The organism is Pseudonocardia lutea, from assembly GCF_042658055.1.
In the GTDB taxonomy this organism is placed as follows: Bacteria; Actinomycetota; Actinomycetes; order Mycobacteriales; family Pseudonocardiaceae; genus Pseudonocardia; species Pseudonocardia lutea.
In genome coordinates this window covers 134,644-147,063 of the sequence record NZ_JBHSQK010000018.1, presented here as the reverse complement: position 1 = coordinate 147,063, position 12,420 = coordinate 134,644, and the positions used below count along the sequence as shown (strand labels likewise).

General features: G+C 75.1%; 11 protein-coding genes. 5 read left to right on the top strand and 6 right to left on the bottom strand.

Translation table 11 applies throughout. From position 1 onward, the window contains the following. Positions 1-15: 15 nt before the first annotated feature. Positions 16-828 carry a siderophore-interacting protein gene (locus ACFQH9_RS09725; protein ID WP_379565592.1) on the top strand — a complete coding sequence of 271 codons (813 nt, stop codon included), beginning with the start codon at positions 16-18 and terminating at the stop codon, positions 826-828. 148 nt (positions 829-976) lie between these two features. Continuing rightward, on the top strand, positions 977-1,549 hold the full coding sequence (locus ACFQH9_RS09720; protein ID WP_379565591.1) for an Rv1733c family protein: 573 nt from the start codon (positions 977-979) through the stop codon (positions 1,547-1,549). 198 nt (positions 1,550-1,747) lie between these two features. On the opposite strand, the gene dinB is transcribed toward ACFQH9_RS09720, so the two are convergent. The 3 genes from dinB to ACFQH9_RS09705 all read right to left on the bottom strand — a co-directional run bounded on the left by dinB (position 1,748) and on the right by ACFQH9_RS09705 (position 5,832). After that, positions 1,748-2,962, bottom strand: a complete 1,215-nt coding sequence (gene dinB / locus ACFQH9_RS09715) for a DNA polymerase IV (RefSeq protein ID WP_379565646.1) — start codon at positions 2,960-2,962, stop codon at positions 1,748-1,750. Positions 2,963-3,016: 54 nt separating this feature from the next. Beyond that, the gene (locus ACFQH9_RS09710; RefSeq protein WP_379565590.1) at positions 3,017-4,495 is read right to left on the bottom strand and encodes an aldehyde dehydrogenase; all 1,479 of its coding nucleotides are present in this window, start codon (positions 4,493-4,495) and stop codon (positions 3,017-3,019) included. An 86-nt stretch (positions 4,496-4,581) separates the two neighbouring features. Continuing rightward, positions 4,582-5,832 (bottom strand): aminotransferase family protein, encoded by a 1,251-nt coding sequence (locus tag ACFQH9_RS09705; RefSeq protein WP_379565589.1) that lies wholly within the window; start codon positions 5,830-5,832, stop codon positions 4,582-4,584. 131 nt (positions 5,833-5,963) lie between these two features. Here ACFQH9_RS09705 and ACFQH9_RS09700 point away from each other — a divergent pair, with 131 nt between their 5' ends. The 3 genes from ACFQH9_RS09700 (at position 5,964) to ACFQH9_RS09690 (ending at position 7,844) form a co-directional block, all read left to right on the top strand. Further along, complete coding sequence (locus ACFQH9_RS09700; RefSeq protein ID WP_379565588.1) at positions 5,964-6,710, top strand: dienelactone hydrolase family protein; 747 nt, start codon at positions 5,964-5,966, stop codon at positions 6,708-6,710. A 3-nt stretch (positions 6,711-6,713) separates the two neighbouring features. Continuing rightward, on the top strand, positions 6,714-6,971 hold the full coding sequence (locus ACFQH9_RS09695) for a DUF6295 family protein (RefSeq protein WP_037038656.1): 258 nt from the start codon (positions 6,714-6,716) through the stop codon (positions 6,969-6,971). Positions 6,972-7,058: 87 nt separating this feature from the next. Next, positions 7,059-7,844, top strand: coding sequence for a DUF5995 family protein (locus ACFQH9_RS09690; RefSeq protein ID WP_379565587.1), 786 nt, complete (start codon positions 7,059-7,061; stop codon positions 7,842-7,844). 19 nt (positions 7,845-7,863) lie between these two features. On the opposite strand, the gene ACFQH9_RS09685 is transcribed toward ACFQH9_RS09690, so the two are convergent. From ACFQH9_RS09685 to ACFQH9_RS09675, 3 genes are read right to left on the bottom strand one after another with little or no spacing between them, the layout of a single operon-like run. Further along, positions 7,864-9,495, bottom strand: a complete 1,632-nt coding sequence (locus ACFQH9_RS09685) for a thiamine pyrophosphate-dependent enzyme (protein ID WP_379565586.1) — start codon at positions 9,493-9,495, stop codon at positions 7,864-7,866. After that, entirely contained in the window at positions 9,488-10,804 is a 1,317-nt protein-coding gene (locus ACFQH9_RS09680) for an MFS transporter (RefSeq protein WP_379565585.1), read from the bottom strand. Before ACFQH9_RS09680 ends, ACFQH9_RS09685 begins: the two co-directional genes overlap by 8 nt. After that, positions 10,801-12,420: an amidohydrolase gene (locus ACFQH9_RS09675; protein ID WP_379565645.1), complete on the bottom strand. Its 1,620-nt coding sequence runs from the start codon at positions 12,418-12,420 to the stop codon at positions 10,801-10,803. The genes ACFQH9_RS09680 and ACFQH9_RS09675 overlap by 4 nt, the downstream gene beginning before the upstream one ends.

Below are 12,420 nucleotides of genomic sequence, written 5' to 3'. Positions count from 1 at the left end.
GGAGGTCCGCACGACATGGCCACCGAGCTGGAGAACGGCCCCGTCCCCGTGGTGACGGAGACCGTCGAACGGCTGTCCCCGAGCCTGGTGCGGGTGGGCCTCGGCGGGCCCGGCCTGGCCGGCTTCGCCACGCTCGGCGTGCCCGACGAGGCCGTGGTCCTGCAGGTCCCCGGCGCGGAGGCGGGCCGCTGGTACACCGTGCGGCGGTGGGAGCCGGGGCGGTTGACCGTCGACATCGTGCTGCACCCGGGCGGGCTCGGCGGCGAGTGGGCCGCGCGGGCGCAGGTCGGCGACCGGCTGACCATCACGCACCGGAACAGCTGGTTCCGCCGGCCCGACCCGGCCCGGTGGCAGCTGCTCGTCGGCGACGTCACGGCGCTGCCCGCGCTCGGCCGGATCGTGGAGGAGTCGGCCGACCGGCTGCCGACGACGGTCCTGGTCGAGGTGCCGCACCGCGAGGACGCCCAGGAGCTGCCCGGCGCCCAGGTGCGCTGGATGCACACCGCCGGGCTCGGGCGGGTGCCGAGCCGGCTCGGCGAGCTGGTGCGGGGCGCGCAGCTGCCGCCGGGCCCCGGCTACGTCTACGTGGCGGGCGAGGCCTCGGCGACCCGCGCGGTCCGCCGGCACCTGCGCCGGGAGCTCGCCCTGCCGGCCGGCAGCTACGGGGTGGTCGGGTACTGGCGGGCGGAGCAGGAGAAGTGGCTCGCCCGGGTGGCGGAGACCGGCACCGACACCGCCGCGATCTACGCCGAGGAGCTCGAGGCGGGCGGGGACCTCGAGGACGTCCGGGCCCGCTACGAGGAGCGGCTCGCCACCCTCGGCCTCTGAGGGGTCCTGACGGGGACGCGGCGACCGGGCCGGGCGTGCCGGCCGATCGACGTGCCGGCCGGCGGCCGGGTGTGAGGCCGACGGGCCGGACGTGCCGGCCGGCGGGTCGGGCGTAACGGCCGGGGTGGGCCCGGACGAGATCCCGGCCGTGGAGAGGCGACGGCGCGCCCGCGGTCTGCCGCGCAGGCGGACGGACCGGATCGAGGACGCCGTGGCCGTCCTGCTGTGTGCCCTCGGGGTGGTCGCGATGGTGCTCGCCGGGCTGGTCGGCTCCGCGGCGCACGGGGCGGTGTCCGCGCGGGCGTTCCAGGAGGCGGCGGACCGCAGCCGTGTGCTCGCGACCGTCGCCGACACTCCGGCCGTGCCGGAGACGACGGACGGCGTGGGCCCGGGCACCCGGCGCGCCACGGCGACCTGGACCCCGCCGGACGGCACCCCCCGCGCCGGCGAGGTGACCGTTCCGATGAGCGCGAAGGCGCACTCCGTCGTGCCGGTGTGGGTGGACCGCAGCGGGGCGCCGGCCCCGGCGCCGACCTCGCCGCGCGCCGGACTGCTGGTGGGCGTGGTCACCGCAGGCTGGGTCGCACTGGCCGGGGTGCTGCTGCTCCTGGCCGCGTGGCGGCTGGTCCGGCGCTGGACCGCGCGCAGCAACGACGCCGAGTGGACCCGCCGCTGGGCCGAGGTCGAGCCGGAGTGGTCCGGCCGGGCCCCCGCGGGCTGACCGCGGTTCCGCCGGCGTTCACGCACCGGCAACGAACCCGACGGGCAACTCCCGGCGCCCCCGCTCGTTGGACCGGGTGCCGGTATCGGCGGGGACTGGGGAGCCCCCTCGCCGATACCGGCAGATCTGTCTTGCGGTCCTCCTGTCGGCGCCGCTCGTCCACCGGCAGGAGCGGCACGGGCGCTCCGTCGGCGCCGCTCACCCGTCGGGCAGGATCGGCACCTCCAACCCCTGGTCCCGGCCCAGGCGCGCCGCCCGGGTCACGGACTCCGCCCCGAACCGGGTCCGCAACGAGTCCAGCGTGCGGTCCAGCTCCGGCCCGCTCGTGCGGTCGAACGGCAGGGCGAGCTGCATCGCGTCGTCCGTGTCGAGGTTCGTGAACGAGATCCCGATCAGGGTGAGCCCGCGCTCGAGGACCGTGCTCAGCGACTGCCGCAGCAGCAGGCGCGCCGCCTCGAGGAGCGTGGGGGTGTGGTCCGTGGCGCGGGCGAGGGTGTGCGAGCGGGTGGCGCGGGTGTAGTCGCCGAAGCGCAGCCGCAGCACCACCGTGCGGCAGGTGCGCTCGGCGCCGCGCAGCCGCTTGCCGAGCCGGTCGACGATCCCGGCCAGGATCGCGTCCATCTCCTCGGGCGCGCGGTACCGACGGCCGAGCGCGCGCTGCGACCCGATCGAGCGGCGGCGCCGGCCAGTCTCGACCACCCGCGGGTCGTGGTTGTGGGCCAGCGCGTGCAGGTGCCGGCCCGAGGCCCGGCCCAGCAGCGACACCAGCGCCGGCTCGCCCAGGGCGGCGACCTCGCCGACCGTGCGGATCCCCATCGCGTGCAGCTTGGCGGCGGTGACCGTGCCGACGCCCCACAGCCGCTCGACGGGCAGCGGGTGCAGGAAGTCCAGCTCGCCGCCCGGCGGGACCTCCAGCAGCCCGTCCGGCTTCGCGACGCCGCTCGCGACCTTGGCGAGGAACTTGGTGCACGCCACGCCGACCGTGATCGGCAGGCCCGCCTCCGCGAGCACCCGCGCCCGCAGCCGCTGCGCGATCGCCACCGGCGCGCCTGCGATCCGCCACAGGCCCCCGACGTCGAGGAACGCCTCGTCGATCGAGAGCCCCTCCACGACCGGCGTGGTGTCCCGGAAGATCGCGAAGACCGCATTGCTGGCCTCTGAGTAGGCGGAGAACCGCGGCGGCACCACGACCGCGTGCGGGCACAGTGCCCGCGCCTGCCGCCCGCCCATCGCGGTGCGCACCCCGAAGGCCTTGGCCTCGTAGCTCGCGGCCAGCACCACCCCGCCGCCGACGATCACCGGCCGCCCGCGCAGCCGGGGCGCGTCCCGCTGCTCGACGGACGCGTAGAAGGAGTCGAGGTCGGCGTGCAGGATGCTCGCCTCGGCGCGGCTCTCGATCCGGGACACGAACAGATGTTCGCATGCGCCCCCGACGGAAACCGCCCCCGTTCGTGCGGTCGGCCGGCGCTACCCGAGGGTGAAGGGGTCCCGGGTGCCGCCGGTGAGCTCCACCCAGACCGACTTGTTCTCCAGGTACTCGTCGACCGCCGCGACGCCGTTCTCCCGACCCAGCCCCGAGGCGCCGAACCCGCCGAAGGGCACACTGGGTGCCACGACCCGGTAGGCGTTGATCCACACCGAGCCCGCCCGGATCCGGGCGGCGACCCGGTGCGCCCGGTGCACGTCCTTCGTCCACACGGCGCCGGCCAGCCCGTACGGGGTGTCGTTGGCCAGCTTCACCGCCTCGTCCTCGTCGGTGAAGGTGTAGGCGGAGAGCACCGGTCCGAAGACCTCCTCGCGCACCACCGTCGACGTCGGCCCGACGCCGGTGAGCACGGTCGGCTTCACGAAGTACCCGCCGAGCCCGTCCTCGGCCGCGCCGCCGTACGCGACGGTCGCGCCCTCCTCCTGCGCCGTGCGCAGGTAGCCGAGGACCTTCTCGTACTGCGGGCCGTTGGCGACCGGGCCCATCTCGGTCTCCGGGTCGTTCGGGTCGCCCAGCCTGATCGTCGCCGCGCGCTCGGCCACCAGCCGGACCAGCTCGTCGTGCACCGACTCGTGCACGATCAGCCGGGACCCGGCCATGCAGGTCTGCCCGGTCGCCGCGAACACGCCGGCGATCAGCCCGTTGGCGGCGGCCTGCAGGTCCGCGTCCGGGAACACGATCTGCGGCGACTTGCCACCGAGCTCGAGGGTGACCTTGTTGAGGTTCTCCGCCGCGGCGTGCGCGACCGCACGCCCGGTGGCCGTGGACCCGGTGAAGGCGACCTTGTCGACGCCGGGGTGCCCGGCCAGGTGCGCGCCGACCTCCCGGTTCAGCCCGGTCACCACGTTCACGACGCCGGGCGGGAACCCGGCCCGCTCGATCAGCTCGGCGAAGCCCAGGGTCGAGGCCGGCGCGTGCTCCGAGGGCTTGACCACGACCGTGCAGCCCGCCGCGAGCGCCGGGGCGAGCTTCCACGTCATCAGCAGCAGCGGCGAGTTCCACGGCGTGATCGCCGCGACGACCCCGACCGGCTCCCGCCGCGTGTAGACGAGGTAGTTCGGGTTGGGCGAGGGGATCTGCCGGCCCTCGATCTTGTCGGCGAGCCCGGCGTAGTAGTGGTACCAGGACCCCAGCCCGTTCAGCTGCCCGATCATCTCCCGGTACAGCTTCCCGGAGTCGTTGACCTCGAGCCGGGCCAGCCGCTCCGCGTTCTCCGCGACGAGGTCGCCGAGCCGGCGGAGCAGGGCCGCCCGGGTGAACCCGGTGGTCCGGCCCCACTCGCCGTCGAGCGCGGCCCGGGCGGCCGCCACCGCGGCGTCGACGTCCTCGGTGCCGGCGTCGGGGATCTCGGCCCACGGCTCGCCCGTGAAGGGGTTCTGCGACTCGAAGGTCCGTCCCGACGCCGCGTCCGCGGGCTTGCCGCCGATCAGCATCCGGAACCGTTCCAGCCCTGCGCCCATGCCCGTCCTCCTCGACGCCGCCCTCGCTGCCGGCACCGACCCTAGGGGAGTGGCATGCCACACTCCAGACCCGTCACGCCGTCCCGTCAGAGCGCACCGTCGAGTCCCTTGCGCACCGCGTCGGCCAGCAGGTCCAGGTGCTCCTCGGTCGCGGTGAGCGGCGGCGAGAAGCCGAGCGAGGAGACCATCGGCCGGACCAGCACGCCGTGCTCGCGCACGGCGTTCGCGACCGCGCCGGGCAGCCCGGGCGTGCCCGCCAGCCGCTCGGGGTCGAGCTCCAGGGCGCCGAGGAAGCCGGTGCCGCCGCGGGCGTGGTCGACGAGGGGGTGGTCGGCGAGCCCGGCCAGCCGCTCGGCCAGCGGGGCCTCGAGGGCGGTGGCCCGCTCGAAGAGGGCGTCGCGCTCGTAGACGCCGATCGTGGCCAGCCCGGCGGCGCAGGCGGCCGGGTGCCCGGAGTAGGTCTGGCCGTGCCGGAACACCCGGCCCGGCTCGTCCCAGAACGGGGCCGCCACGCGCCCGGACGCGACGACGCCGCCCAGCGGCTGGACCCCGGACGTCACCCCCTTGGCGAAGACGACCAGGTCCGGCCGCACCCCGAAGCGCTCGATCCCGAACCAGTTCCCCAGCCGGCCGAAGCCGCAGATCACGGCGTCGGCGACGAGGAGCACGCCGTGCCGCGCACACACCTCGGCGGCGGCCTCGAGGTAGCCGGGCGGCGGCGGGAGCACCCCGCCCGCGCCGATCACCGGCTCGCAGAAGAACGCGGCGACCCGCTCGGCCCCCAGCTCGCGGATGGTCTCCTCGAGCATCTCCGCGTCGTTCCAGGCGGTCTGCACGACGTCCGGCACGAAGGGCGGCGCCACCCGGTTGCCCGGGATGCCCGCGAGCGACGTCCCGAGCCCGTGGGTGCCGTGGTAGCTGTGCTCGCGGTGCAGCAGGATCGTGCGCTCCGGCCGGCCGGTCAGCGCGAAGTACGCGCGGGCGATCTTCGCCGCGGTGTCGATCGAGTCCCCGCCGCCGCTGGTGAAGAAGACCTTCCCGTCCTCGACGGGCGCGCGGGCCGCGAGCGCGTCGGCGAGGGCGAGGGCGGGTTCGTTCGCGAAGTCGGTGAACAGGTGGTAGGCGTCGAGCTTCCCGAGCTGCTCGCTCACGGCGTCGACGATCTCCCGCCGGCCGTGCCCGGCGTTGGCGTACCAGAGGCTGGCGGTTGCGTCGAGGTAGCGGTTGCCGGCGTCGTCCCACAGCCAGACGTCCTCGGCGCGGGTGATCGTCACCTGCGACCGCCGGACCGCGTGCATGGCGGCGAACGGGTGCCACAGGGTTTCGGTGCCGGTCACGGCGTCTCCTTCGGATCGGTTCGGGCGGTTCGTCCACGACCTCGACGGGGCGCGTGCGGCGGAGGGGTCGCCGCGGGCGCACCCGGGAGGGTAAGCAGGGCTCGGACACGAGCTCTTCGAGGAGGCACGAAGTGGCGTACGACGCCGTGCTGGCCGAGACCGTGGGCATCCGCGGCCACGGCGACGACCTGGTCGAGGCCTACACCGCCCGGCCGATGGCCCCCGGACCCCGCGGCGGGGTCATCGTCATCCACCACATGCCCGGCTTCGACCGGGAGTCGAAGGAGGTCGTGCGCCGGTTCGCGGTGCTCGGCTACGACGCGATCTGCGTCAACCTCTACAGCCGCGAGGCGCCCGGCGCCGCCCCGGACGACGCCGCCGCGACCGCCCGCGCGCAGGGCGGCGTGCCGGACGAGCGGTTCGTCGGCGACGCGAAGGCCGCCGCGCGGTGGCTGCGCGACCTGCCCACCTCGAACGGGAAGGTGGGCACGATCGGCTACTGCTCGGGCGGCCGGCAGGCCTTCCTGACGAGCATCGAGGTCGACGTCCAGGCGGCCGTGGACTGCTACGGCGCGTTCGTGGTCGGGACGCCGCCCGAGGGGTTCCCGCTGCAGGTGAAGCCGCTGGCGGACCGGGTCGCCGAGGTGCGGGCGCCGATCCTGGGCCTGTTCGGCAACGAGGACTCCTACCCCACGCCGGAGCAGGTCGACGAGCTGGAGAAGCTGCTGCAGGAGCACGGCAGGACCTACGAGTTCCACCGCTACGACGGCGCCGGGCACGCCTTCTTCTCGGTCGACCGGCCGAGCTACCGACCGGAGGCGGCGGTCGACGGCTGGCGGCACGTCGAGGCCTTCTTCGCGACCCACCTGGCGGGCTGAGCCGTGTGCACCTACTCCACCGAGAAGATCGAGGTCGCCCGCAGCAGCGGGAAGGGGCCGGCGGGCTGGTTCCCGCTGCGCACCGCGACGGTGTACTACGACCACCCGGTGCACGCCCCGGACGAGCACACGGTCAACATCGACTTCCTGAACCCCGAGCAGGGGCCGGGGGCGCGGGTGGCCGTCGAGCTGAGCCTCGACACCGCCCGTGAGCTGCTCGCCGCCCTGCAGACCACGCTGGAGCGCGCCGCGCACCACTGAGTACGGACCGGGGGCCCTCGGTCCGTATCGCCGGGCCGCCGTCCGTGCTCTCCTCTCCCGGGGCGGGTGACGAGGGGAGCGCGGACGGTGACACGGACCCGAACGACGAAGAACCTGGCGGACTGCTGCAGCGACGTCACGAGCATCGCGGAGGTCGTGGCGGTGCTGAGCGCGATCCGCGACCTGTCGGCGGAGGACGTCGTCCGCCCGGAGGTCGACGGGATCTCCTGCTTCTCGCGGCTCTACACGATCATCACCCGGAACGTGCTGGACACCGTGGAGGGCCGCAAGCCGAAGCGAGCCTTCAAGGACCCGGAGTTCCTCACGCTGCTCGACCTCGAGTTCGCCAAGCGGTACATCGCGGCGGTCAAGGAGTACGAGGCCGAGGACGGGCGGCCGCCGAGGAGCTGGAACGTGCTGTTCGAGCGCCGCCGGGAGCCCGGCATCGGGCACGTCAACTTCGCGGCCGCGGGCGTGAACGCGCACGTGAACTACGACCTGACGTTCGCGCTGCTCGAGACCTGGAGGACCTTCCCGCCGAACGAGGACCGACGCTCCGACTACGACCAGGTCAACGAGATCTTCGCCGAGGAGATGGACCAGCTCCGCGAGGACTTCGACGCCTTCCTGGCCGAGGTCGCGCCGGACGGCAGCGCGGTCGACAGGTTCGGCAACGCTGCCTCCGACCTGCTCGTCCGGATCACCCGGGCGCTCGCCTGGGAGGCGGCGGAGGAGGTCTGGGCGCACCGCGACCCGAACCAGGCCGACGGCGGACCGGCGTACCGCAAGGCCTACGACCGGATGAGCCGCCGGCTGGACCGCACCGCCTGGATCCTGGGGTGGGGTGTGCTGACCGCGCCCGACCTCCCCTGAGACGTCCGAGCCCGACACCTCAGACCCCGCGCGGCTGGAGGATCTCCGGGTCGACGTCGAGGTGCAGCACCGCGGCCTTCCCCTCCGCGACGGCGGCCAGGGCGCGGTCCAGCGCGGCCGGGACGTCCCCGGTGCGCGAGAGCCGTTCGCCGTGCAGCCCGAAGGAGCGGGCCAGCGCCCCGAAGTCGGGGTTGACCAGGGCGGTGCCGCTGGGCCGACCCGGGTGGTGGCGCTGCTGGTGCTGGCGGATCGTGCCGTAGCCGGAGTTGTCGGCGACGACGACGAGCGGGGTGGCGCCGTACGCCGCGGCGGTGGCGAGCTCCTGGCCGTTCATCAGGAAGCAGCCGTCGCCGGCCATGCAGATCACCTGCCGTCCCGGGTGGACGAGCGAGGCGGCGACCGCGGCGGGCAGCCCGTAGCCCATCGCCCCGTTGCGCGGGGCGAGCAGCGAGGGGAAGGAGTGCCGGGGGAGGAACCGCTGCGCCCAGATCGCGTGCTGACCGGCGCCGTGCGCGACGATCGCGTCCGGCGTCATCCGCTCCGCCAGCGCGGCGGTCGCCCGGTCCAGGTCGACGAACTCGCCGTCGACCGGCGCACCGGGCGTCGCGAACCGCTCGCGCGCGGCCCGCAGCCCGTCCCACCAGGCCGGGTCGGCCGCGGGCCCCTCGGGCAGCGCGGCCGCGAAGGCGGCCGGGGTCGCGAGCAGGTGCAGGTCGACGCGGCGCTGGTGGGCCCGCAGGTCCGGGTCGGCCGAGACGACGACCGTCGGGGCCTCGGGGTTCCCGCGGGTGTAGCCGCCGGACAGGACGTCGCCGTACTGCCCGCCGACGAAGAGCAGCAGGTCGGCGCGGTCGAGCGCGTCGAGCAGGCCGGGGTCCGAGCCGTAGCCGAACCAGCCGGCGTAGGCCGGGCTGTCGTGGTCGACCATGTCCTGGCAGCGCCAGTCCGCGACGACCGGGAAGCGCCGCCGCTCGCACCAGGCGGTCACGGCGGCGGCCGAGCCGGCCGTCCACCCCGTCCCGCCCACGATCACGAGCGGCCGCTCGGCGCGCCCCAGCAGGACCTCCAGCTCCCCGGCCTGGGCGGGCGAGACCGCCCCGGTGGACACGGCCCGGGCCGGGACGACCGGCGCGGAGGTCTTGGCCGTCAGGACGTCCTCGGGCAGGCCGACGACCACGGGGCCCGGCCGCCCCGCCGTCGCCACGGCGAACCCCTCGGCCACCTGCTCGGCCGCCCGTTCGGGCCGGTCGAGGGTGATCACGCGCTTGGCCGTGGTGCCGAACCAGCCGGCCGGGGAGAACTCCTGGAAGGACTCCCGGTCCCGGTCGGCCACCGGGATCAGCCCGACGAGCAGGACCATCGGCGTGGCGTCCTGCCAGGCCGTGTGCACCGCGATGGCGGCGTTGGCGGCGCCCGGACCCCGGGTCACGGCGGCGACGCCGGGCCGCCCCGTCAGCCGGGCCTCGGCCAGCGCCATGAACCCCGCGCCGCCCTCCTGTCGGCACACCACCATCTCGACCGGGGAGTCGTGCAGCGCGTCGAGCACCTCGAGGTAGCTCTCGCCGGGCACGCCGTAGACGCGCGGCACCCCGAGCGCCTCGAGCTGGGCGACGAGCAGCGCCCCCGCGGTCCGTTCCGTCCCGTCAGCCACGGACGTCCTCCACGACCTCGTCGTCGCGCCCCAGCGCGAACCTCGGTGCGAGCATGCCGGAGATCGCGGTGATCAGGGCGATCACGATCAGCAGCACCGCCGCGGTCCACGACGCGCCGCCGGCCGCGGCGAGGAAGGCCGACGCGACGAGCGGCACGAACCCGCTGACCACCCCGGCGACGTTGGCGGACAGGGCGACGCCGGAGTAGCGCAGCCGCGCCGGGAACAGCTCGGTCAGCAGGGCGCCGGACACGGCGTAGGGGACGGACAGGCACGCGACGCCGAGCGTCACGCCGAGGATCACCAGGACGGTGCCCCTGGTGTCGATCAGCCAGAACATCGGGAACGCGGCGATCGCGGAAATCAGGCCGCCGGCGACGGTGATCCGGGCGGCGCCGTGGCGCTCCGCGAGCCGGCCACCGGTGACCAGCACGACGATCTCGACGGCGGCCGCGACGAGCGTGGCGCCCAGCATCAGCGACTGCGGCAGCTTCAGCGTCGCGGTGCCGTAGCTGATCACGAAGGTGGTGGCCAGGTAGAACCCGCCGACGCCGAGGAACGCCGACCCGGCACCGACCAGCAGCTGCGGGAGCGAGCGCACCAGCACGTCCTTGACCGGCGAGCTCGCCCGCTCGTCCTCGGCCAGCAGCTGCTCGAACAGCGGGGACTCCTCGACCCGGCGGCGCAGGTACAGCGCGATGCCCAGGAGCGGGAAGGCGATCAGGAACGGGATCCGCCAGCCCCAGGAGTCGAAGCTGTCCTTCGGCAGCGCGGACACCGCGAGGAAGGCGCCCGAGGAGAGCAGCGTGCCGATGGGCGAGCCGATCTGCGGCATCGCCGCGTACCGGCCGCGCTTGTCCTTCGGGGCGTGCTCCACCGCGAGCGTGACCGCGCCGCCCCACTCGCCGCCGACCGCGATGCCCTGCAGCAGGCGCAGCACGGTGAGCGCGATCGGCGCGAGGATCCCGATGGACAGGGCGGTCGGCAACACACCGATCAGGCCGGTGACGATGCCGATCATCGTGACCGTGACGATCAGGCAGGTGCGGCGCCCGATCCGGTCGCCGAGGTGCCCGAACAGGATCGCGCCCAGCGGCCGGGCGGCGAACCCGACGGCGAAGGTGGCGAACGCGGCGAGGGTGGCGGCCACCGGCGAGCCGGTGAAGAACAGCCGGTTGAACACCAGCGAGGCGGCGGTGCCGAAGAGGAAGAAGTCGTACCACTCGAGGGCGGTGCCGACGAAGGCGCCGAAGGCGACCTTCCTCGCCTCGCGGTCGCTGACGACCGCGGTGTGCGCCGGTGTGCTCATGACATCTCCTCAGGGTCGAGACCGAGCGTGGTGGAGCCGTGGGTGGGGCGGCCGCCGAGGAGCGTCGCGACCACCTGGGTCGCGCCGATCCGGTCGGCGGGCAGGGACAGCAGGTCGTCGCCGAGGACGACGAGGTCGGCGTGCTTGCCGGGGGTGAGCGAGCCGCGGACCCGCTCGTCGCCGGCGATCCACGCGGCGTCGAGGGTGTAGGCGCGCAGCGCCGCCTCGACCGGGACGCGCTCGTCGGGACCGAGCACGGTCCCGTCGCGCGTGCGCCGCTGGACCATGGACTGGATGCCGAGCAGCGGCGCGCCGAGCGCGACCGGCCGGTCCGAGCTGCCGGGGACGCGCAGGCCGGCGCGGTGGAACCCGCCGACCCGGTAGAGCGCGTCCGCCCGCTCCGGGCCGACCGCCGCGGCCATGGTGTCGCCGATCTCGTAGAGGAACCGGGCCTGCGGCACGGGCGTGACGCGGAGCTCGGCCATCCGCGCGATCTGCGCCTCGGTGGTCACCGCGGCGTGCTCGATGCGGTGCCGGACCTCCGGGCGCGGGCGCTCCTCCTGCGCCTCGGCGAACGTGTCGAGGGCGAGGTCGACGGCCCGGTCCCCGATGGCGTGCGCGGCGACGGTCCACCCGGACACGTGCGCGTCGACCACCCGCCGGCGCAGCTGCTCGGCGTCGTCCTGGAGGTAGCCGTGGGAGTGCCGGTCGCAGAAGGGGTGCAGCATCGCCGCGGTCCGCGCGACCAGCGAACCGTCGAGGAAGATCTTCATCGGCCCGAGCCGGAGCATGTCGTCGCCGAAGCCGGTGCGCAGGCCGAGGTCGAGGCCGAACCGGTCCGGGTCGGTCGTGTGGCCGCGCAACGGGTGCAGGGCGTCGGACACCGGCATGACCTGCACGCGGACGGGCAGCGGGCCCGCCTGCTGGTAGGCGCCGAGCTCGAGCCCGGAGCGCCCGATCCAGCCGCCGCCCACCCCGCACTCGGTGACGTGGGTGAGGCCCTCGGAGGCGTACACCGCGGCCGCCCGCCGGATCGCCGCCGACAGGTCGGCCAGCGGGTGCGGCACCGCGAGTGCGCCCACCAGGTTCTGGGCCTGCTCCTCCAGCGTCCCGGTCGGCCCGTCCGCGTCGGTCACGACCACGCCGCCCTCGGGCACCGGCCGGTCCCCGATCAGGGCGAGCACCGGCGAGTTCACCGTGCAGACGTGCCCGGAGCGGTGCTTGAGCCAGACCTTGCGGCCGCCGGCCGCCCGGTCCAGCTCCCGCCGGTGCGGGTGGCCGCCGAGGGTGGTGTCGTCGTAGCCGGAGCCGACGACCCAGGCGTCCCCGGGCAGGGTCGCCGCCCGCTCGGCGACGGCCGCGTAGAGCGCCTCGAGATCGGGCAGCCCGGCGAGGGCGATCTCCTCCAGGGACTGGCCGAACCACGCCATGTGGTTGTGCGCGTCGCCGAAACCGGGCACCACGGTCGCGCCCTGCAGGTCGATCTCCCGGCGCGCCCGCACCCCCTCGGGATCGAGGGCGAACACCCGCCCCTGGTGGATCGCGACGGACCGGGCGCGCGGGTGCCCCTCGTCGAGCGTGTGGACGACGGCGTCGGTCAGCAGCAGGTCGATCAT